Origin of the sequence: Thioalkalivibrio sp. ALJ4 (assembly GCF_000377225.1) — a bacterium.
GTDB lineage: Bacteria > Pseudomonadota > Gammaproteobacteria > Ectothiorhodospirales > Ectothiorhodospiraceae > Thioalkalivibrio.
Genome location: NZ_KB897918.1, coordinates 241,594 through 263,461, shown reverse-complemented (window position 1 = coordinate 263,461; position 21,868 = coordinate 241,594). Strand labels below are relative to the sequence as shown.

At 64.9% G+C, this 21,868-nt stretch carries 20 protein-coding genes and 4 tRNA genes; 2 read left to right on the top strand and 22 right to left on the bottom strand.

Features of this window, described 5'->3' with window-relative positions:
• Positions 1-168 precede the first annotated feature (168 nt).
• Together C936_RS0107440 and C936_RS0107435 are read right to left on the bottom strand one after the other, a co-directional pair.
• Positions 169-1,740, bottom strand: coding sequence for a PAS domain-containing methyl-accepting chemotaxis protein (locus C936_RS0107440; protein ID WP_018174656.1), 1,572 nt, complete (start codon positions 1,738-1,740; stop codon positions 169-171).
• Positions 1,741-1,896: 156 nt separating this feature from the next.
• Positions 1,897-3,270, bottom strand: a complete 1,374-nt coding sequence (locus tag C936_RS0107435; RefSeq protein ID WP_018174655.1) for an HDOD domain-containing protein — start codon at positions 3,268-3,270, stop codon at positions 1,897-1,899.
• A gap of 109 nt (positions 3,271-3,379) precedes the next feature.
• Here C936_RS0107435 and motA point away from each other — a divergent pair, with 109 nt between their 5' ends.
• Entirely contained in the window at positions 3,380-4,231 is an 852-nt protein-coding gene (gene motA / locus C936_RS0107430) for a flagellar motor stator protein MotA (protein WP_018138782.1), read from the top strand.
• 19 nt (positions 4,232-4,250) lie between these two features.
• Positions 4,251-5,228, top strand: coding sequence for a flagellar motor protein MotB (motB, locus tag C936_RS0107425; protein ID WP_018174654.1), 978 nt, complete (start codon positions 4,251-4,253; stop codon positions 5,226-5,228).
• A gap of 216 nt (positions 5,229-5,444) precedes the next feature.
• Here the strand turns inward: motB and C936_RS0107420 are convergent.
• The 20 genes from C936_RS0107420 to ruvB all read right to left on the bottom strand — a co-directional run bounded on the left by C936_RS0107420 (position 5,445) and on the right by ruvB (position 21,859).
• Positions 5,445-5,521, bottom strand: a tRNA-Asp gene (locus C936_RS0107420).
• Between the two features lie 31 nt (positions 5,522-5,552).
• A tRNA-Val gene (locus C936_RS0107415) sits at positions 5,553-5,628 on the bottom strand.
• Positions 5,629-5,639: 11 nt separating this feature from the next.
• Complete coding sequence (locus tag C936_RS0107410; protein ID WP_012981989.1) at positions 5,640-5,912, bottom strand: HU family DNA-binding protein; 273 nt, start codon at positions 5,910-5,912, stop codon at positions 5,640-5,642.
• Between the two features lie 249 nt (positions 5,913-6,161).
• The gene (lon, locus tag C936_RS0107405; protein ID WP_018138784.1) at positions 6,162-8,627 is read right to left on the bottom strand and encodes an endopeptidase La; all 2,466 of its coding nucleotides are present in this window, start codon (positions 8,625-8,627) and stop codon (positions 6,162-6,164) included.
• Positions 8,628-8,735: 108 nt separating this feature from the next.
• On the bottom strand, positions 8,736-10,013 hold the full coding sequence (gene clpX / locus C936_RS0107400) for an ATP-dependent Clp protease ATP-binding subunit ClpX (protein WP_018138785.1): 1,278 nt from the start codon (positions 10,011-10,013) through the stop codon (positions 8,736-8,738).
• A gap of 116 nt (positions 10,014-10,129) precedes the next feature.
• Positions 10,130-10,804, bottom strand: coding sequence for an ATP-dependent Clp endopeptidase proteolytic subunit ClpP (clpP, locus tag C936_RS0107395; RefSeq protein ID WP_018138786.1), 675 nt, complete (start codon positions 10,802-10,804; stop codon positions 10,130-10,132).
• Entirely contained in the window at positions 10,801-12,108 is a 1,308-nt protein-coding gene (tig, locus tag C936_RS0107390) for a trigger factor (protein ID WP_018174653.1), read from the bottom strand. The genes clpP and tig overlap by 4 nt, the downstream gene beginning before the upstream one ends.
• An 85-nt stretch (positions 12,109-12,193) precedes the next feature.
• Positions 12,194-12,280 (bottom strand) — tRNA-Leu (locus tag C936_RS0107385).
• Positions 12,281-12,398: 118 nt separating this feature from the next.
• Positions 12,399-12,474, bottom strand: a tRNA-Lys gene (locus C936_RS0107380).
• Between the two features lie 131 nt (positions 12,475-12,605).
• Positions 12,606-13,877, bottom strand: coding sequence for a YeeE/YedE family protein (locus C936_RS0107375; protein ID WP_018138788.1), 1,272 nt, complete (start codon positions 13,875-13,877; stop codon positions 12,606-12,608).
• Between the two features lie 137 nt (positions 13,878-14,014).
• Positions 14,015-14,698 (bottom strand): 7-cyano-7-deazaguanine synthase QueC, encoded by a 684-nt coding sequence (queC, locus tag C936_RS0107370; protein ID WP_038038631.1) that lies wholly within the window; start codon positions 14,696-14,698, stop codon positions 14,015-14,017.
• Positions 14,699-14,701: 3 nt separating this feature from the next.
• Complete coding sequence (gene queE, locus C936_RS0107365; protein WP_018138790.1) at positions 14,702-15,400, bottom strand: 7-carboxy-7-deazaguanine synthase QueE; 699 nt, start codon at positions 15,398-15,400, stop codon at positions 14,702-14,704.
• Positions 15,397-16,164, bottom strand: a complete 768-nt coding sequence (gene ybgF, locus C936_RS0107360; RefSeq protein WP_018174650.1) for a tol-pal system protein YbgF — start codon at positions 16,162-16,164, stop codon at positions 15,397-15,399. The genes queE and ybgF overlap by 4 nt, the downstream gene beginning before the upstream one ends.
• A gap of 78 nt (positions 16,165-16,242) precedes the next feature.
• A complete protein-coding gene (gene pal, locus C936_RS0107355; protein ID WP_018138792.1) occupies positions 16,243-16,809 on the bottom strand; it encodes a peptidoglycan-associated lipoprotein Pal in 567 nt (188 codons plus the stop codon).
• A 39-nt stretch (positions 16,810-16,848) separates the two neighbouring features.
• Positions 16,849-18,135, bottom strand: a complete 1,287-nt coding sequence (gene tolB / locus C936_RS0107350) for a Tol-Pal system beta propeller repeat protein TolB (protein ID WP_018174649.1) — start codon at positions 18,133-18,135, stop codon at positions 16,849-16,851.
• Positions 18,136-18,167: 32 nt separating this feature from the next.
• Positions 18,168-19,181, bottom strand: a complete 1,014-nt coding sequence (tolA, locus tag C936_RS0107345) for a cell envelope integrity protein TolA (RefSeq protein ID WP_018174648.1) — start codon at positions 19,179-19,181, stop codon at positions 18,168-18,170.
• Between the two features lie 11 nt (positions 19,182-19,192).
• Positions 19,193-19,645 (bottom strand): protein TolR, encoded by a 453-nt coding sequence (gene tolR, locus C936_RS0107340; protein ID WP_018138795.1) that lies wholly within the window; start codon positions 19,643-19,645, stop codon positions 19,193-19,195.
• Between the two features lie 3 nt (positions 19,646-19,648).
• Positions 19,649-20,323, bottom strand: a complete 675-nt coding sequence (gene tolQ, locus C936_RS0107335; RefSeq protein ID WP_018138796.1) for a protein TolQ — start codon at positions 20,321-20,323, stop codon at positions 19,649-19,651.
• 40 nt (positions 20,324-20,363) lie between these two features.
• Positions 20,364-20,816: a tol-pal system-associated acyl-CoA thioesterase gene (gene ybgC / locus C936_RS0107330; RefSeq protein WP_018174647.1), complete on the bottom strand. Its 453-nt coding sequence runs from the start codon at positions 20,814-20,816 to the stop codon at positions 20,364-20,366.
• Positions 20,813-21,859, bottom strand: a complete 1,047-nt coding sequence (gene ruvB, locus C936_RS0107325) for a Holliday junction branch migration DNA helicase RuvB (RefSeq protein ID WP_018138798.1) — start codon at positions 21,857-21,859, stop codon at positions 20,813-20,815. Before ruvB ends, ybgC begins: the two co-directional genes overlap by 4 nt.
• Positions 21,860-21,868: the final 9 nt, after the last annotated feature.

The following is a 21,868-nucleotide window of genomic DNA, read 5'->3' as shown; positions in this document are numbered from 1 at the left end:
ATTACCGGATGGAGGGACCCCGCTGGCAACGATATGCACGCTCGTACCGGCCACCGGCCCGACGTTCATGCATCCATCGACAACAGTCCATTGACATACCTCTACTACCCAAGATGGCCGTTATTGTAGTAGCGCACATTCAATGGCGCAACCCCGAAAAGTAAAATTCTAGCCAGTCTTTTGTTCAAACCGCTGGATCAGCGCTTTCAGCTCGGCGGCCTCGGCCAGCATGCGCGCGCTGGCGGCGCGCGCATGTGCGGAGACCGAACCGGTTTCGCTGGCGACATCGCGGATGGAGGTCACGTTGCGGTTGATCTCCTCGGAGACCGCGCTTTGTTCCTCGACCGCCGTGGCGATCTGGGTGTTCATCTCGGTGATCTGGGCGACGGCCTCGCGGATGGTAGTCAACGAATCCCCCGCCGCACGGGCCTTTTCAACCCCGTCGGCCGCCTGTTCCTGGCTGGCGCGCATGGCGGACATCGCCTCGCGCGCACCGTTTTGCAGGCTCTCGATCATGTTGCGAATGGTCACCGTGGACTCGTCGGTGCGCTGCGACAATGAGCGCACCTCGTCGGCCACCACCGCAAAGCCACGGCCGTGCTCGCCCGCGCGCGCGGCCTCGATCGCGGCGTTCAGCGCCAGCAGGTTGGTCTGTTCGGCAATCTCGCGGATCACGCCCAGGATCTTGTCGATCTCCTCGGTGCTCGCCTCCAGTTTGCCCAGCTTCTCGGCAGTGGATTCGACCTCGGCTGCCATGCGGTTGATCACGGCAACCGTATCGTTCACGACCTCCTGCCCGGCCCCGGTCTCCTTCTCGGCGTGGTTCGCGGCCTCGGCCGCGCGCGCGGAATTGCCGGCCATCTCCTGGATAGTCGAGCTCATCTCGTTCATCGCAGTGGCGACCTGGTCGATCTCGTTTTGCTGGCGCTCCACGCCCGAGGCCGTCTGATCGACGCTGCTGGCCATCGCCTGCGCGTCACCGGCCACCGCATCGGCCTTGTCCTCGATACGGCCCAGCACCGTGCGCAGCTTCGCCTCGTTGAAATGCTGGATTAGCTCCAGCGACGCGCTGTCGTCGCGACGCCCGGTATAGATCGCCTCCATCACGGGGTTGTCGAACTGTTCGCGGGCGCGGTTAACCGCCTGCCGGATACCCGAGGTCAACGCCAGCGACACCACCCCACCGGCGACGAAGACCAGCGCCAGCAGGCCGGCCAGGACCAGTGGCGGGGGTGCCAGGGACACAGCGGCCAGCGCCAGCAGAAAGCCCGCGATCCACGTCCCCGCAAGACGCCAGGTGAGGCCGTGATACCAGCGCCGCGCAAAACTCCGGCCCCGGTTGAGCGCGGCATAAACCTGCTCCGCGCGGGCGACATGCTCGCGCTCCGGGATGGCCCGCACCGACTCGTAACCGGTCTTGCGACCATGCTCGTAGGCGGGTGTTACAAAGGCATCCACCCAGTAGTGGTCACCGTCCTTGCGCCGGTTCTTGACGATACCCATCCACGGGTGATCCGCCTTCAGGGTCTCCCACATGTTCACGTAGGCGGCCTCCGGCATGTCCGGGTGGCGCACGATGTTGTGCGGCGAATGCTCCAGCTCCTCACAGCCGAAACCGCTGACCGTCACGAAATCGTCATTGGCATAGCGAATCCGGCCCTTCTCGTCGGTGGCCGAGATCAGGTCTCCGTGGGCCTCCAGGGAATATTCGGTCTGAGTAACGGGAAGGTTCTTGCGCATAAGGGACGATGTCCTGTTGTTGCAGTGTCGGGGTGGAGCCGAAGTGGCAGACACATGGCCTCGCCTTCATGCGCGACCATATATGCACCACCCGATATAACGGCCAGGGCCGTCGTAGCTTGAGGCACGGGCCAATTGATCGTGTGCGAGAAAAGACTAACCGGCGCTCGAGGCTGCCTGCACCACGCGGCAAAAACCCTTGAACGCGCGGTCGTCGAGGGCATGCTGGCGACTGCGGCGATCGGCATACACCAGACCGACCACCTGCCCCTGGTCCCGCACCGGCGCATAAAAGGCATCGACCCCTCCTGTCAGGGCCTGGACCGCCTCCGGCAGCGCCACGCCCGGGTAGTGGCGCCCCCACCAGGTCGGCATGTCATCCTCCAGCACGGCCTCCAGCGGGCCCAGGGCCGAACGATGGATCACGAAGTGACTAAATTCCGGCTCGTGCAGGGTCCCGACCATGTGCTCGGCTCGCAGTGATTCGCCATCACGCGCGAGCCGGGCGAACACCACCCGGTTCAGTCCCAGCCCGAACTGCATCACGCGCAATATGCGCCGCAGCCGCGACACGCGGTTGGTGTCCTGTTGTAGTCGCGCCAGCCCCTCCTCCAGCACATCCGCACGTGGGCAAAGCGCGAGCCGCGTGCGGTGGCGCGCGCCGAGCCAGACCGACCCGGGTGTCGCGGGATTCAGGGGCTCGATGTGATACAGGTCGACGTCTTCATTGAAGCGATCGATGATCTCCGACAGCCGGTCCGCGACGACCTTCTCGTTGACTCCGGTCAGGCCGGCCAACAGGCGCAGATCGCGATCGCCCCGCACCGTGTCCATCCCGCGCATGATCTGCCAGGCCACCGCACTGGCGACCATGACCTCAAAGGCGCGCGGATGCGCGGCGTTGACCGCGCGCTGAGTCCCCACGACCAGTTCGGGCAGCTCCATCGCCTCGGTCATCGCACGCGACAGGTCGTCGGTCGCGTAGCCCAGCGCGGTATAGCTGGCCTCGTCGGGAAGGGCGTTGAGCTCCAGCATGGCAAGCAGGCGGCCCAGGCGTGGCTCACCAGCCACCAGGAGACCGAGCAGGCCCAGCTGATTCAGCAGGGCGGCCAGACCGACTTCCGCCGGCTCGGAGTCGCGTCGACGCTGGGCCACGTCGGCCGCGATCATCGCCGCCAGCCGCGACTGGGCCGCCACCTGCCGATACCGCTGCGGTTCACGCACGACCTCACCAACCGGCGGGGCCGTGCGGACTTCATCGCAGACGTTCTGCAGACCGAGCATGGCGATGGCGTCGGGCACCGAATGCACCTCCTGGCGCATACCGCGGCGCGAGCCGTTCGCCCGCAGGACCAGACGCAGTGCAAGGCCGGGGTCGCGCTCCGCCCACTGGCCCAAATCACGCAAGGAGCGCTGCACCAGCGCGTCCGGCTGGGAAAAGGCGACTGCACTGGCTTCCAGAATCGGCCAGTCGAGTCCAGCCAGGCGACGTGCCTGGTCGCTATAGGGCGCGCCCTCATCCTTGGCCATGCTGTACCTCGCGCGGGGGAGTCGTTATCGTTATGGCCGTCACTATATCAACAGCGAAAGCGTGACCGGCGTCACTTTCGCCCATCGACCAGCTCGGGGTTCCCGTTTCGTGAAGTATTTTCTTGGCATCGTCGTCGTATTCTCGTCGGTCTTCGGGGGGTACTACTTTCATGGCGGCGACCTTCGGGTCATGTGGCAGCCATACGAATACTGGATCATCGGGGGTGCAGCGCTGGGCGCATTCCTGATCGCCAATCCGCCTCGAGTCGTCATCACCGTCTTCAAGTCCATCCCCAGCCTGATGAAGGGTAGCAAGTACAAGTCGGACGACTACCTCGACCTGCTCGCACTGATGTACAAGCTCTTCACCAAGGCCCGCAAGGAAGGGCTGATGGGGGTGGAGAATGACATCGAGGAGCCGGAGAACAGCGAGATCTTTCAGGCCCACCCGCGGATCCTGCAGGACCACCACGCGATGGAGTTCATTACCGATTACATGCGCCTGATCATCTCCGGCAGCATGAACCCGCATGAACTCGATGCCCTGATGGATCTGGACCTCGAGACCCATCACGAGGAATCGCACAAGCCCGCCCACGCCGTGCACCGCGTGGCGGAGGCCCTGCCCGGCTTCGGGATCGTCGCCGCGGTGCTGGGGATCGTAATGACCATGGGCAGGCTCGACGGCTCGATCGAGGAGATCGGCTCGAGCGTGGCGGCCGCGCTGGTCGGCTCCTTCCTCGGGATCCTGCTGGCTTACGGCTTTGCCGGACCGACCTCGACGGCGCTCGAGACCCGCGCCCAGGAAGAAGCCAAGTTCCTGCAGTGCATCAAGGCCTGCATCCTGGCCAATGTCCAGGGCTACAGCCCGCAGGTCGCCGTCGAGTTTGGCCGCAAGACCATGGAAGGCGCCATGCGCCCGAGCTTTACCGAGCTCGAGGAGCACGTGAAGGGGGCCTGACCGCCTCCGGATCAGCCACATGGGCGTCGAGGACAAGACCCAGCCGATCATCGTCAAAAAGAAGGTGGTCAAGGGCGGCCACCACGGTGGCGCGTGGAAGATCGCGTTTGCCGACTTCACCCTCGCGATGATGGGTTTCTTCCTGGTGTTATGGCTGCTCGTGGCGCTGGACGACGAACAACGCGCCGGCATATCCGAGTACTTCCAGAACCCTTCCGCATTCGTCGGCGAGGCCGCCGCGCCCGGCCAGGCACCGGGCGATGGGACCGGGGTCGATCCATCGCTGATCGACTTCGAGGGCATGCCCGAGCTGATCCAGGACCCCGAGGCCATGGAGGCACCCATGGGGCTGGATGGAGAGGCGTTGGACGAGCTGGCCGAAGCCCGCGACCGCGAGGCCCTGGAGGCACTTCAGGAAGCCTTGGAGGAAGCCCTGGGCCAGAGCCAGGCCCTGGAGCCCTACAAGGACCAGTTGCTGCTGGATATCACTCCCGAGGGACTGCGCATCCAGATCATCGACCGCGAGAATCGCCCGATGTTCGACACCGCCAGCTCCACTCCTCTTCCGCACGCCGACGCGATCCTGCGCGAGCTCGCAAGCCTGATCAACCAGGTGCCGAATCGCATCTCGATCACCGGCCACACCGATGCCCGCCCCTTGCTGCGTCCGGACTATTCCAACTGGGAGCTTTCGACCGACCGCGCCAATGCCGCACGCCGTGCGCTGATTGCGGGCGGGGCCGAATCGGGACAGGTCGCGCGGGTCGTGGGCCTGGCCGACAGCGTACCGTTCACCCGCGACGACCCGGAGGCGGCCATCAACCGACGCATCTCCATCATCGTGCTCAACCAGGAGGCCGAAGAAGCGATGCGCAAGAGCCTTGAGGGCGAGACCTACGCACCAGAATCCACCCCCTCCCCTGAGAGCGAGAACGGCCCGGGCACACCGATCGATCCCCAAGCGCCCATCGACGAAACTCGCCCAAGCGACACCTGAGCGCTACGGCTCCCTCTCGCGCGCGCCCCAAGGTGCGCTCGCAGCAACCAGCGCCGACCGCGTACCGAGCTCAAGCCAGGCCGTATGCGCCGCGGCAGCCCCTCTTTCCCGTGCACCAAAAGACAAAGGGTCGCTTCTCGCGAACGGGTTGGGGGGGGCGGCCTGGGCTGTACGACAGGCAAAGAAAAAGGCGCCCGAAGGCGCCTTTCTCAGATATGGCGGAGCGGACGGGACTCGAACCCGCGACCCCCGGCGTGACAGGCCGGTATTCTAACCAACTGAACTACCGCTCCAAATTTTCTTCATGCAGCCAGTCAGGCTGCATGGTGGGTGCTGACGGGTTCGAACCGCCGACATTCGCCTTGTAAGGGCGACGCTCTACCAACTGAGCTAAGCACCCGATAAAGCGCACTAGTTTACGCGATCCTTGAGCGCTTTACCAGCCTTGAAAGAAGGCGTTTTGGAGGCAGCGATCTGGATGGACTGGCCAGTACGCGGGTTACGGCCGGTGCGGGCTTCGCGCTCGCGGACGAGGAAGGTGCCAAAGCCCACCAGGGAGACCTGGTCGCCCTTGGCCAGAGTATCGCCCACCACGGTCACCATGGCGTCCAGCATGCGGCCGGCCTGGGCCTTCGGGACATCGGCTTCTGCGGCGATCGCGTCGATCAGTTCGGATTTATTCATGAAGCGCTTCCTTATCTCAGTGGTGACTCAGGCTTACGGCCCGATGAAGGCCAAGCTTACACCAGCGCGGGGAGGGTTCTCCATCCTGTCGCGGGCTTGCCCAGCCGGGAATCAAATAATGCGATTGGGGTTATATCAAGGGGCTCGAAAAAGTGTCAAACAAGCGTTACACAACCCCTGCGGTTCACTGTACGCCACGGCGCAAAAAAACCGCGGCCGAAGCCGCGGTTTTGATTGCAAATCCGTTGCTTAGTGGTGCCGGACCCGGCGTCGGCCCGATTCCTTGGCCGGCTTCACAGCCTCCTCGACCTTGGCCGGTGTCTCGCCGCCCTTGGCCTCCGGCAGGTGCGTGAGCGCCACCTCGAACACCTCGTCGATCCAGCGTACCGGGCGGATATCGAGCTTGTTCTTGATGTTCTTCGGGATGTCCACCAGGTCCTTTTCGTTCTCCTCGGGGATCAGCACCGTGCGGATCCCGCCACGATGGGCCGCCAGCAGCTTCTCCTTGAGCCCGCCGATCGGCAGCACCTGACCCCGCAGGGTGATCTCGCCGGTCATCGCCACGTCGGCACGTACCGGGATGCCGGTCAGCGCCGAGACGATGGCCGTGCACATCGCGATACCGGCCGAGGGGCCGTCCTTGGGCGTGGCGCCCTCGGGGACATGGATGTGCAGGTCTTTCTTCTCGTGAAAGTTCTCCTCGACCCCCAGGGACTCGGCACGCGAGCGCACGACGGTCAGGGCCGCATGGATCGACTCCTGCATCACGTCGCCGAGCTTGCCGGTCTGCTGGGTCTTGCCCTTGCCCGGGACGACCGTCGCCTCGATGGTCAACAGTTCGCCACCGACCTCGGTCCACGCCAGGCCAGTCACCTGGCCGATCTGATCGTTCTCCTCGGCCAGGCCGAAGCGGAAGCGCCGCACACCCAGGTACTTGTCCAGGGTCTTCGGGGTGACCGACGTGGTGCGGTCACGCTCCTTGCCCTTGGCCAGGAGACGCTGCTTGACCACCTTGCGGCAGATCTTGGCGATCTCGCGCTCCAGGGCGCGTACACCCGCCTCGCGGGTGTAGTAGCGCACGACGTCGCGCACCGCGGCATCGGAGATATTGATCTCGTCCGGCTTCAGGCCGTTGGTCTTGATCTGCTTCGGTACCAGGTAGGTATGGGCGATGTTGACCTTCTCGTCCTCGGTGTAGCCGGACAGGCGGATGACCTCCATACGATCCAGCAGCGGACCGGGGATGTTCATCGAATTGGCCGTGGCCACGAACATCACGTCGGAGAGGTCGTAATCGACCTCCAGGTAGTGGTCGCTGAAGGTATGGTTCTGCTCCGGGTCCAGGACCTCGAGCATCGCCGAGGCCGGATCGCCGCGGAAATCCATCGCCATCTTGTCGATCTCGTCGAGCAAAAACAGCGGGTTGCGCACCCCGACCTTGGACAGGTTCTGGACAATCTTGCCCGGGAGGGAGCCGATATAGGTCCGGCGGTGACCGCGGATCTCGGCTTCGTCACGGACACCGCCAAGGGCCATGCGCGAGAACTTGCGGTTGGTTGCGCGCGCGATGGACTGGCCCAGCGAGGTCTTGCCGACCCCCGGGGGACCGACCAGGCAGAGGATCGGGCCCTTCAGCTTGCGCACACGCGACTGCACGGCGAGGTATTCAAGGATGCGCTCCTTGACCTCTTCCAGGCCGTAGTGGTCCTCGTTGAGGATCTTCTCGGCACGGGCCAAGTCCTTGCTGACCCGGGTCTTCTTCTTCCACGGGACATTGACCAGCCAGTCGATGTAGCTGCGCACGACGGTGGCCTCGGCCGACATCGGCGACATCATCTTCAGCTTGTTCAGCTCGGCGGTGGCCTTCTTCTTGGCCTCCGCCGGCATGCCGGCCTGCTCGATCTTCTCGGCCAGGTCTTCCTGTTCGTTTGGCGCATCCTCGAGATCGCCCAGCTCCTTCTGAATGGCCTTCATCTGCTCATTCAGGTAGTACTCGCGCTGGGACTTCTCCATCTGCTGCTTCACGCGGCCGCGGATCTTCTTCTCGATCTGCAGCACGTCCATCTCGCCCTCGATCTTGGCGACCAGGTGCTCCAGACGCGCACGCACGTTGGCGATCTCGAGGACCTGCTGCTTCTCCTCGAGCTTCAGCGACATGTGCGCAGCAATGGTGTCAGCCAGACGCGAGGTGTCGTCGATCCCGGCCAGCGAGGTCAGGATCTCCGGCGGGACCTTCTTGTTCAGCTTGATGTACTGCTCGAACTGATTGAGCGCGGAGCGGCCGAGGACCTCGAGTTCCTTCTCCTCGGTGTCGTACTCCTCCTCGATCATGCGGATATCGGCGGTGAAGTAGTCCTCTTCCTTCTCGGCATTGCCGGTCGTGGAGACATCCATCACGCGCGCGCGCTGGGCGCCCTCGACCAGCACCTTGATCGTGCCATCGGGCAGGCGCAGCAATTGCAGGATGTTGCCGAGGGTACCGATCTCGTGCAGATCGCCGGCCTCGGGCTCGTCCACCTCGGCGCTCTTCTGCGCCACCAGCAGGACCTGCTTGTTCTGGGCCATGGCGGAATCCAGCGCGCGGATCGACTTCTCGCGACCCACAAACAGCGGGATGACCATGTGCGGATACACCACGACATCGCGCAGCGGCAGGACCGCGACGCGCTTCACGGGGGAATCCACCTCGTTCTGGGAGGAGTGTTGGTCGGTCATGTGGCCCCCTCAGGGCTTGACGAATGTACGGGAGAGATGGGGGCGCCCTGACCGTTTTTCAAGCCGGGGCCAGCCCCATGCCCGCCCCCTGTGCATGACCGCGAAGCTTCAGGAATCGGCAGCGGCCTGCTTGGAGAACGATGCGTTCTCGTAGATGAGGTAGGGCTCGGCGTCTCCGCGGATCACGGCTTCGTCGATCACCACCTTGCTGACGCCCTCCATCGAGGGCAGCTCGTACATGGTGTCGAGCAGGATGTTCTCCATGATGGTGCGCAGGCCCCGGGCGCCGGTCTTGCGCTCCATCGCCTTGTGGGCGATCGCGGCCAGGGCATCGTCCCGGAACTCGAGCTCCACGCCTTCCATATCGAACAGACGGGCGTATTGCTTGACCAGCGCGTTCTTCGGCTGGGTCAGGATGGTGATCAGCGCATCCTCGTCCAGTTCGTCCAGCGTCGCCTGCACCGGCAGACGACCGACGAACTCGGGGATCAGGCCATAGCGCACCAGGTCGTCGGCCTCCAGCTGTTTCAGCCACTGGCCGCCGCTCTTGCTCTCGTCCTTGGAGCTGACCTCGGCAGAGAAACCGATACCACCCTTCTCCGCGCGCTGCTGGATGATTTTCTCCAGGCCGGAGAAGGCACCGCCGCAGATGAACAGGATGTTGCGGGTATCGACCTGCAGGAACTCCTGCTGTGGATGCTTGCGCCCGCCCTGCGGCGGCACGGAGGCCGTGGTGCCCTCGATCAGCTTCAGCAGGGCCTGCTGCACACCCTCGCCCGAGACATCGCGGGTGATCGAGGGATTGTCCGATTTGCGCGAGACCTTGTCGATCTCGTCGATGTAGACGATGCCGTTTTCGGCCTTCTCCACATCGTAGTCGCACTTCTGCAGCAGCTTCTGGATGATGTTCTCGACGTCCTCGCCCACGTAACCGGCCTCGGTCAGCGTGGTCGCGTCGGCGATGGTGAACGGGACGTTGAGCACCCGCGCCAGCGTCTCGGCCAGCAGCGTCTTGCCGGAACCGGTCGGGCCGATCAGCATGATGTTGGACTTGGACAACTCGACGTCGTCCTTGCCGGCTCGGGCCTCGAGGCGCTTGTAGTGGTTGTACACCGCGACCGAGAGGATCTTCTTCGCGGAGTTCTGCCCGATCACGTAGTCGTCGAGGATCTCGCGGATCTCGCGCGGCTTGGGCAGCGAATCGCGCTCGGTATGCCCCGCCTCCTGCATCTCCTCGCGAATGATGTCGTTGCAAAGCTCGACACACTCGTCGCAGATAAACACGGAGGGACCCGCGATCAGCTTGCGCACTTCGTGCTGACTCTTCCCGCAGAAAGAGCAGTACAGAAGCTTGCCGTCGGCGGAGGGGGTCTTGTCGTCGCTCATCCGTATGCCTCGGTTGCGCTATCAGGGTTTCTCAGAACATGCCCCGTTTGCAGCCACGTTGCAAACGGACCGGGCGCGAGTCCGGTATATCCCGCTCGCACCCAGCCTGGCTTCGATCAGGACTTGTCCTTCTTGCCGGCTTCCTTGTCGCCGGTGTCCGGCGCGCCGCGGCTGGAGAGGACGTTGTCCACCAGGCCGTAGTCCTTAGCCTCCACTGCGGTCATGAAACGGTCACGATCCGTGTCCTGCTCCACCTGCTCCACGGTCTGCCCGGTGTGGTGGGCCAGCACGCGGTTGAGCTCCTCGCGGATCTTCAGGATCTCGCGGGCGTGGATGTCGATATCCGATGCCTGCCCCTGGAACCCGCCCAGCGGCTGGTGGATCATGACCCGCGAGTGCGGCAGGGAGTAACGCTTGCCCGGGGCACCACCGGCCAACAGCACCGCGCCCATGCTCGCGGCCTGGCCGACACACAGGGTGCTCACCTGGGGCTTGATGAACTGCATGGTGTCGTAGATCGCCATGCCCGCGGTCACGGCCCCGCCCGGGGAGTTGATGTACAGGCTGATCTCCTTGTCCGGGTTTTCCGATTCGAGGAACAGCAGCTGGGCCACGATCACGTTGGCCATGTAGTCCTCGACCGGACCCACACAGAAGATGACCCGGTCCTTCAGCAACCGGGAGTAGATGTCATAGGCGCGCTCGCCGCGGGCGGTCTGCTCGACCACCATCGGGACCAGATTCAGTCCCTGGGCATGCTGCGCCCCCTGACCGGCCATGTCGTGGCTCATTCAGTCGACTCCTTATTCGGATTCATGACGTCCTGGAAGCTGGTCTTTTTCTCGGTGACCTTGGCCTGATCGACGATCCAGTCGACCACCTGGTCCTCGAGCACCAGCGACTCCAGGTTGCTCTTCGCCTGCGGGTTGGAGCGGTAGTACTGCTTGACCTCTTCCGGGTCCTCGTAGGTGGCCGCCATGTCTTCCAGGTCACGCTCGACCCGCTCCGCGTCCACCTCGAACCCCTTCTGGTCGATAATGGCGCGCAGGGACAGACCCAGGCGCACGCGGCGCTTGGCCTCCTCCTCGAACAGACTGTCGGGGAGCGGCTGGGTCTGCTGGGCACCACCGAAGCGCTTCTCGGCCTCCTCGCGCAGGCGATTGATCTCGGACTTCACCAGGGCATCCGGCAGGTCGAACCCATGGCGCTCGATAATCAGCTCCATGACCTGATTCTTGACCTTGCCTTTCAGCGCCTGGTTCAACTCGCGCTCCATATTGGACCGCACGTCGGCGCGAAGTTTCTCGACCGAGCCGTCTTCGATGCCGAATTTCTTCGCGAACTCTTCGTCCACCTCAGGTAGCTTGGGCCCCTCGACCTTCTTGATGGTCAGGGCGAACTGCGCGGTCTTGCCCTTCAGGTTCTCGGCCGGGTAGTCATCGGGGAAGGTGACGTCGATGGTCGGCTCTTCGCCGGTCTTCACGCCCTTGAGCTGCTTCTCGAAGTCTTCGATCAGACGGCCGGCACCCACTTCCACCTGGAAGTCTTCGGCCTTACCACCCTCGAACTCCTCGCCATCGATGCTGCCGACGAAGTCCAGCGTAATGCGATCGCCCTTCTTCGCCTTGCGCTTGACCTCCGCCCATTCCTTGTTCTGCTCGCGCAGGGAGTCGATCACGCGATCGATGTCCTCGTCGCCAATCTCGGCCACCGGGCGTTCGATCTCGGCATCGGAGAAATCGGCCACCTCGACCTCGGGAAAGACCTGAAAGCTCGCAACGAACTCGATCGGCTGCCCGCTTTCCACACTCTGCGGCTCGATACTCGGGTTCCCCGCAGGCTCCAGCCCTTCCTGCTGCACGGCCTCGCGGTAACTCTCCTGCAGGACTTCGCTCAGCACCTCCTGATAGACCCCGGCGCCGTAACGCTGGCGCACGACCTTCAGCGGGACCTTGCCCGGGCGAAAGCCGTCGAGCCGGACGCGCTTGGCCAGCGATTTCAGACGGTTGTCGACTTCGGTCTCGACGCGCTCGGGGGGGACCTGGATGGTCATCTTGCGTTCCAGGTTGCCGGTGGCTTCAACGGAAACTTGCATGAAGGGCCTCGCAATAGTTCAAAAATCGGTCATCCCTGCCGACCGCAGCACTCGCCGGCTGCCTGCCTGGGCGTTCACGGGACATTGGTGCGAAAGGAGAGACTCGAACTCTCACGGGTTTTACCCCACTGGGACCTAAACCCAGCGCGTCTACCAGTTCCGCCACTTTCGCGTGTGCATTCAATGGTTCGATAAAGGCGCGCATTCTAGCCTGTTCGCGCCCCATAAACACAAAAAGCCCGCGTAGGCGGGCCCTTGTGCCGGCCGCGCTCGCACGCGGCCGGGAATAATGGTGGGTCGTGTAGGATTCGAACCTACGACCAATTGGTTAAAAGCCAACTGCTCTACCAACTGAGCTAACGACCCATGTCTGAGGCCCGCATGGCACCCCCGCAGGGGTCCGCCGGCCTTGTCATTACGCGGCAGCACCTGAATCACCGCGCCGCGTAGTTTACGGCCCGCCGGGGAAAACGCAAGGCTCCCCCGGCGGCCGGCGATCAGATGGCCTCGAGCTTGCGCATGCCGCCCGGCAGCAGCTTCATGTCCACCAGCGAGGTGACCAGGGCCTTGCCGAAGGTCGCCTCGTCTTCATAGACCATCTTGTAGTACTGGATCTTCATGGTCAGCGCGGACCCGAACACGATGAACGCAAAGGTAAAGAAGCCACCCAGCGCCAGCGTGGAAATCCCGGTGACCGCCTGACCGATGGTGCAACCCAGCGCCAGGATGCCGCCGACACCCATCAGGATGCCGCCGATGAAGTGGTTGACGAAGTCACGGAAGGACGAGAACCACTCGATTCGGAAGCTGCGCGACACCAGAGCCCAGAAGAACGAACCCAGGATCACGCCGGCCAGCGCCAGCACACCGAAGTACAGCATGGTGCGGTCAAAGCCGCTGGACACGTAGCCCACGCTCTGGCCCATCGGGTTGATAAAGGTAAACGACTGGTTGGCCCAGGGACCGGACAGCGCCGGACGCTCGCCATCGTCGTCATCGGCGACGAAATCCCATTCCTGGATGTATTCCTGGGCGCTGTACACGCCGCCCATGCCGTCGTCGATCTGGATGTTGCTGGTCAGCCACCAGGCCCCGATCACCACCAGGCCGATCACCAGACCACCCAGGATGTTGTCGAAGCTCTTGCGGAAGTCCGCGGCCTTGAAGATCAGGGCGAGTAGTAGCACGCCGATCACCAGACCCATCACCAGGCGGGCGCCCAGGGCATTTTCGCCAGCGATAATGGAGCCAAGATCCTGGCCGCCTTCCATCTGGATGGACACCGCGTCCATCCAGCCAAACAGCAGCTGGAACAGCGTCTGGCCGGTGCCGAAGACAGTGGCGCGGCTGGTCAGCCAGAAGGCGATCACACCGATGATGATCATCACCATCACGGACTTGATGTTGCCGCCACCCACGCGCACCAGCGTCTTGTTACCGCAGCCGGACGCATAGGTCATGCCGATGCCGAACAGGAAGCCGCCCAGCACGTGCCCGAGCCAGTTGAAGTTTTCGCCGCGGTAGGGAGGGAAGGAACCCTCGGCGCTCAGCACCCCGAAGAATTCGAGCGCCGCCACACCCAGCATCGCCACGGCAATCGCCAGCAGCCAGGAGCGCATGCGCCCGGTATCACCCATGTTCACCCAGTCGGAGACGGCTCCCATGGTGCAGAAGTTGGTCTTGTTCGCGACCGCACCCATGATGAAGGCGAGGACGAACGTGCCGCCCAGGAACATCATTGCGGCGGTTGAAAAGCTGGAGAATTCCATCAACGTATCCTCTCACTGATCGGTTGTCGGGCACGCCTGCACCCATGGGGTGCGCAGCATACATCGGACTCAAGACGAGATCGACCCCCAATTCATTCCGGACCCGGGGCTGTCTGACGAGGGCGAACCGTCCGCCGTCAGGCCGTCCGGTAGAGAGTCGGGTCGGGGACACCAGCGGCCGCAAAACCCTCGCGACGGATACGGCAGCTGTCGCAGCGCCCACAGGCCCGCCCGTCCCGGTCGGCCTGATAGCAACTCACCGTCTGGGCGTAATCGACCCCCAGGCGCGCGCCGGCACGGATGATCTCGGCCTTGCTCATGTGCATCAAGGGTGCACGCACCTCCCAGCGTACGCCCTCCACCCCGGCACGGGTAGCGACCTGCGCAAGGTCGCGGAAGGCGTCGATAAAGGCCGGGCGACAATCCGGGTACCCGGAGTAGTCGACCGCATTCGCACCGACATAGAGCAGCCGGGCATCAAGCGTTTCGGCCAGCCCCAGCGCCAGAGACAGGAACACCGTATTACGGGCGGGCACATAGGTGACCGGGATGCCTTCGCTCGACTCGGTGGGGACCGCGATCGCGTCATCGGTGAGCGCGGAGCCGCCGATCGCGGTCAGGTCGACCCGGACCACTCGGTGGTCCTGCACGCCCTGGGCGGCAGCCACGCGGCGCGCCGCGTCGAGCTCGGTACGGTGTCGCTGGCCATAGTCGATCGACAGGGCATGACAGTCGAGCCCGTCGGCCAGCGCCATTGCCAGGCAGGTTGCAGAATCCAGCCCGCCCGAGAGCAACACCACCGCCTTTTCCGGTTGCGACATCGACTAACGACCTGGTTGATCGCCCCACAGGAGCTTGTGGAGCTGAAGCTGAAACCGCACGGGCAGCCGTTCGGCCACGATCCAGTCGGCCAGCTCGCGCGGGGCGAGCTCGCCGAATACCGGCGAGAACAGGACCTCGACCTCGGGCGCAAGATCCAGGCGCCCGAGTTCCGCGCGGGCCCAATCGAAATCCGCTCGGTTGGCGAGTACGAACTTCAGCTGATCGCCGGCAGCAAGGTGAGGGATATTGGCCTCCAGGTTGCGGTCCTGCTCGTCGGAGCCCGGCGCCTTCCAGTCCATCACGACCGTGACGCGCGAATCGAGCCCGCCGATGTCGAGGGCGCCGCTGGTTTCCAACGACACCCGATAGCCTGCATCACACAGCCGCGCCAGCAGGTCGCGACAACCGGGCTGGGCCAGTGGCTCCCCACCCGTGACACAGACATGACGGACGCCCGTCTGACCGACCCACGCGAGGATCGAGTCCAGCGCGCGTGCCTCACCACCCTCGAAGGCGTAAGCACTGTCGCACCAGCGGCAACGCAGCGGGCACCCGGTCAGCCGCACAAATGCGGTGGGCCAGCCGGAATCCGCCGCCTCGCCCTGCAGCGAAACGAACATCTCGGTGATACGGACCTGGGTCGGGCCATGCGAATCGCCCGTGGTCGGTGCGCGCCGGGCACGCACGGGGATCTCGGTCATTGCCCGTTGAGCCGCCGCAACCGCTCGCGTGCCAGGCGGTCCAGCGTCGTGCCGCCGTAATCGGCGCGCACCGCCTCCAGCGCCTCGCGGGCCTCGTCCTCGTTGCCCAGCTCGTAATGCGCATAGCCGATCTTGAGCAGGGCATCCCCGGACTTGTCGCTCTCCGGGTACTGCTCGCGCAAATGCTCGAAATCCTCCAGGGCCGCCTCGAAGTCGCCACTGGCATACTTGGCCTCGGCCAGCCAGTACCAGGCATTGGCGGAGTAGTCGCTGTCGGGATAGCTCTCGATGAAGCGTTCAAGGCCGCTCATCGCGGCGTTGTAGTCACCCGCCATCAACTGCTCGAAGGCCTCCTGGTAGGCCGCCTGCTCGTCCGCCTCGGGAAGGTCGAACTCAATGACCTCGTCCGCCGGGGCAGCGGTATCCGCGGGCGCGGCCGCGCCGGTCTCGAACGTGGCCACGCGCTCGTCCAGGTTACGGAACTGATCGCGCTGACGGGCGTTCAGACGCTCCAGCTCGTGGCGCAGCGTCTCCACTTCGCCCCGCAGCTCGCGCATCTCCCGGTTCATGGTTTCCGCACCCCGCAGGAGTTCCTGCATGGCGCTGGAGTCCAGCGTCCGCTCGATGCGGTCCAGCCTCCGCGAGAGGTCGCGGATCTGCGACTGGGTCGCGAACACGTCGTCCTGGGCGACGGCTTCGCTGGCAAGCGGGCCCCACGACCCCACCGCCAGGACCAACACCCCGGCGGCGACCGCCACACCCACCCGTGGAAAGAGAAATGCCCCCGGGGGGGCATTTCGGTTACTGCTACCTGTCAAACGCCGCATGGCGCCTCCCGTCGTCTAGCGCCGGGATTCGTAGACCAATTCGACCCGGCGATTCTTGGCCCAGGCCTCCTCGTTCTGCTCAAAGGCGACCGGCATTTCTTCACCATAACTGATGACCTCGATCTGGTCATCCGAGGCCCCGTTCAGGGTCAGGATACGGCGCACCGACTGTGCGCGGCGCTCGCCCAGCCCCAGGTTGTACTCGCGAGTACCCCGCTCGTCGGTATGGCCCTCCAGCCGCAGGCGGGCCCCGGAGTTCTGCGACAGATAGGCCGCATGCGCCTCGAGCATATCCATGTACTGCGACTGCACCTCGTCACGGTCGAACTCGAAATAGACCAGGCGCTCGGCCAGCGGGCTGTCCGGATCATCCAGCGCATCGGCATCGAACTGCCGATCGCGGCCCAGCGCGCGGGCCTCGGCCTCGCGGGCCTCGGCTTCGGCGCGTTCGCGCTCCGCTTGCTCGGCCGCAGCCCGCTCGGCCTCGCGTTCGGCATCCTCGGCATCACGCGTCGGCGTCGCACACGCCGACAGCGCCCCAATCACCATGGCCACAAAAAACCAGCGAAAGATCGTGCTCATCACGTCATTATCCTCGAAAAGCGGTTGTTATTAGGAAGATCAATTCAAGGGTGACCAGGCCGGCTCACGGACCTCGCCCTCCCTGGCAGCGAGACGCTGATGGACCTGCCCATCCTGGCTCACCGAGCCCAGCACGCCACGCCCGCCATCTGTCATCGCATAGATAATCATGCTGCCATTCGGGGCAAAGCTTGGCGATTCCGCATCCCGCCCATCCGTGAGGCGGGTCACACGGCGGTCGTTCAAATCGAGACGGGCCAGTTGAAATCCGCCATCACCACCGTGCACGTAGACCAGATAACGCCCATCCGGGGACACCGTCGCCGCGGCCGCATAGCCGCTCTCGAATGTCAGACGCCGGGGGCTGCCCCCCTCTCGCGGCAGCGCATAGATCTGCGGTGCGCCTGCGCGGTCGGACGTAAAGTAGAGGGTTTCGCCATCGGGCGACCAGACCGGCTCGGTCTCGATCGAGCTGGTCTGGGTCATCTGGCGCATCTCGCCCGTCTCCAGCTCCATCAGGTAGATATTCGGCGCCCCATCGCGTGACAGGCTCAGCGCGAGATAGCGGCCATCGGGCGACCAGGCGGGCGCGCTGTTGATACCCGTGAAGCTGGCCACCCGTTCCCGACTGCCGGTCTCGACATTCTGGCGATAGACCTCGGAACGGCGGTTCTCGAACGAGACGTACACCAGTTCGCGTCCATCCGGCGACCAGTCCGGCGACATGATCGGCTTCGCGGAACGAAACAGGGTGCGCGGATTGGCCCCGTCGGAATCGGCGACCTCAAGGGCAAAGCGGCGCTCGTCGCCGTTACGCTCCACACTCACAAACGCGATGCGCGCACTGAATGCCCCCGGATCACCGGTAATCTGTTCGTAGATGATGTCCGAGATGCGATGTGCCCCGCGTCGAAGCATGTCGCCGGGCACGGGAATGCGCCAGCCACCCAGGCGTTCCTCGGACAGCACATCAAATACGTGAAACTCCACCAGCACGTCATCGCCATCGCGGCGCTGATTGCCCACGACCAGGTACTCGACCCCGGTGTCGGCCCAGGGCTCGGCAAGAAAGTCGGCCGGTCCGGACGGGGCCGCAGGCAGATCGTCCTGTTCGACATTGAACAGCCCGCTACGGGCCAGATTGGCCGCGACGATCTGGGAGATGTCCTCGTCGAGCTCCCCCTCGCCCTCGTAGGTAAACGGCGCAACGGCTACCGGTATCGCCCCGGTAACCCCCTCGGTGACCGTGACTTCCAGTACGGCCTGTGCCTGCGCCGCCCACAGCAGCAGCATGGCCGGCAGCATCCAGTGAATCAGTCGTCGCATGAGCTCCTCGTCAGGCGGGCATGGCCCGCGAATCAGTCCGGTTCAAATCGGATCCGCACCCCGCCTCGCACCGCGCTCGCATCCGGCGGGCGTGGCAGCGAACTCAGACGGTCCATGGTCTGGCGCACGGAGTCGCAGAACCGGCTGTCGCCGGAACAGCTTTCGATATCGAAGTCGATGATACGCCCGGTCTCGTTGACACGCACGAGAACAATGGCACGGTCCGAGGAGTCGATATCCGACGGCTGACGCCAGCGCCGCTGGACCACCGACTGCACCTGGGCACGCCACTCATCCACTTCGCGATCCATCTGCGCCTGGCGCTCGGCGGCCTCGCGCCGTTCGCGCGCCTCCGCCAGACGCTCCTGCTCGCGCTCCATCGCCTCGCGCCGGCGCTGCTCTTCCAGCTCGCGCTCCTGCTCGGCCCGACGCTCGGCCTCTTCCTGTGCGCGACGCTCGGCTTCTTCCTGCTCGCGGCGCTCCTGCTCCTCGCGGGCCTGGCGTTCGGCCTCTTCACGCTCGCGCCGCTCCGCCTCTTCGCGCTCGCGGGCCTCCGCGGCCTCCTGTCGTTCACGCTCCGCCGCCTCGCGTTCGGCGCGGATCCGTTCACGCTCGGCCTCGGCCTCTTCCTGTGCGCGCTGGCGCTCCTCTTCGGCCTCGCGGCGGGCCTGCTCGGCTTCCTCGATCGCCTGCTGCCGCGCCCGTTCTTCCTCTTCCAGGCGGCGCTGCTCTTCGGCCTGGCGGCGCTCCTCCTCGCGCCGGGCCTCTTCTTCGGCGCGCCGTTGCTCCTCTTCCTCGCGCAGCTGCGCGGCAACTTCTTCCTGCTGCGCCACCTCGCGCTGGTGCTCGACCTGATCGAACGCCTCGGCATCCACCGCCACCGCGTCGATCACCTCGATGTCTTCCTGCACCGAGATCTCCACCGCAGCCTGCGAGGAGGTGGGAGATATCAGGCTGATATTGAACATCAACGCCGCAAACAGCACCCCGTGCAACAGGAGCACGAGGAGGAAGCTGACGGGGTGGCGGCGGACAAGCTCGAACACGGCAGCGTACGTCAGTCGCCGGTTTCGCGCGGCGGCTCGGTGATCAGTCCGACACGCCCGCCGCCCGCGCGCTGCAGGGCGATCATGGCATCGATCACACGCCCGTAGTCCACATTACGGTCGCCACGCACGAAGGTCTGGGTACCTGGATGCTCCGCCAGGAACTCGCGCACGATCTCGGTCATCTCCTGCGGCGCCAGCGGCTCGTCAATGATCGGCCCCTGGTTCAGACTCATGGCCCCGCTGGCGTCCACGGTCACCACCAGCGGCTCGGCCGCCTGTTCGTCGCGGTCCAGGGCCTCGGCGTCCGCCTCCGGCAGGTCGACTTCCACGCCCTGCTGCAGCATCGGCGCGGTGATCATGAAGATGATCAAAAGCACCAGCATCACGTCGATAAACGGCACGACGTTGATCTGGGACATGGGCCGCCGCAGGCGGCGGCTGTTACGGCGCTGCTCGGACATGGGTCAGGCCGTGGCCTCGGAGGCCGTATCCGTGGACTTGGCGTGTACCTGTCGGTTGAGCAGGGCCACGAACTCGTCATTGAAGTTCTCCAGGCGCACGGCCACGCGGTCGACATCCCCCGCAAAGCGGTTGTAGGCGATCACGGCCGGGATCGCGGCAAACAGACCCAGCGCGGTCGCGATCAGGGCCTCGGCGATCCCGGGAGCGACCATCGCCAGGGTCGCCTGCTGCACCCCAGACAGCCCCAGGAAGGCATGCATGATGCCCCAGACCGTGCCGAACAGGCCGATATACGGGCTGGTCGACCCCACCGTGGCGAGGAACTGCAGATAGCGCTCCATCTCGTCAATCTCGCGCGCGATCGCCACACGCATGGCACGCTGGGCGGGCTCACCGGCCGGGATGCCATGCTGGCGCGCACGCAGAAATTCCTTGAACCCAGAGGAGAAGACGTGCTCCATGCCCGTCATTTCCTGCTTGCGCCGCACCCCTTCGTAGAGATGGGACAGGTCGGCCCCCGACCAGAAGCGCTCCTCGAAATCGTCGCAGGCGCGGTGCGCCGCATTCAGGGACCTGGCCTTGACGACGATCGCCAACCAGGAGAGTACGGAGGCGAGCACCAGAATCACCATCACCAGCTGGACCACCAGGGTCGCCTCCATCACCAGCTGGTACATTGAAAAGTCGACTGCCACTTGTCCGTCTCCCGTTACAGCGTTACTTGGTTCCGGCTACGCGGTCAGCCGGCCCATGATCATGATGTCGGCGCAGGGCCTCCAGTACCGGACCGGGGATCGCGGCGGGCGCCTGGCGCGCCACCTCGACGCAGGCAATCCCCACCTCGCCGCTGGCCAGGGTCTCGCCGTCGCGCTCCACACCCTGATGGAACTCCAGGCTCGCCCGGCGCAACGAGTGCAGCCGGCAGGTCACCGTCAGGGCATCGTTGAAGCGCGCCGGGCGCCGCATATCCAGACAGCAGCGGCGCACCGCAAAAACGATCCCGTATTCCTCGCGCAATGCATCCTGCTCGAACCCCAGCGCGCGCAACCACTCGGTGCGCGCGCGCTCCATGAACTTGAGGTAGTTCGCGTGGTAGACCACGCCGCCGGCGTCAGTGTCTTCGTAATAGACTCGCACCGGCCACTCGAACGGGGCGTCGCCTTCCGTCACGGACGGCCTCCGCCCTGGCTGTCGACCGGCGCCAGCAGGTCGGGTTCCACCGACCCGGTCAGGCCGAACATCGCCAGCGTCCGCCGCGTGGCCTGACGCCCGCGCGGGGTTCGCTGCAGGTACCCCTGCTGGATCAGAAACGGCTCGACCACATCCTCCAGGGTACCGCGATCCTCGTTCAGCGCCGTCGCCAGGCTTTCCACGCCGACCGGCCCGCCGTCGAATTTCTCGACCAGCACCTCCAGCAACCGGCGGTCCTGGGCATCCAGGCCCGAGGCATCGATCGCCAGCAGGTCCAGCGCCTGACCCGCGACCTCGGCGGTAATCACGCCGGAGGCACGGACCTCGGCATAGTCGCGAACCCGCCGCAGCAGGCGATTCGCCAGGCGCGGCGTGCCCCGCCCGCGGCGCGCGATCTCCGCCGCCCCTTCAGGCTCGATCCCGACACCCAGCAATCCGGCGGCGCGCCCGACAATATGGGCGAGGTCTGTGACAGTGTAATGATCGAGTCGCTGAACGATGCCGAACCGGTCACGCAACGGCGCCGAAAGCAGGCCCGCGCGCGTAGTCGCGCCCACTAGTGTGAACGGGGGCAAGTCCACCTTGATCGAGCGCGCCGCCGGTCCCTCGCCAATCACGATGTCGAGCTGACCGTCTTCCAGCGCCGGATACAGGATCTCCTCGACCACGGTCGGCAGGCGGTGGATCTCGTCAACGAACAGGACGTCCTGGGGCTCCAGCGCGGTCAGGATCGCGGCCAGGTCGCCAGCGCGCTCCAGTACCGGGCCCGAGGTCTGGCGCAGCCCCACCCCGAGTTCGTTCGCCACGATATGGGCCAGGGTCGTCTTGCCCAGCCCCGGGGGGCCGGCCACCAGCGTATGGTCCAGGGCCTCCCCGCGCCCGCGCGCCGCCTCGATAAACAGGCCCAGTTGTTCAACCACCCGGGGCTGTCCGGTGTAGTCGTCCAGCCGCTTGGGACGCAGGCTGACCTCCACCCGCGTGTCCTCCGACTGACTCTGCATATCGACCAGGCGTGATTCCATGACCCCGCA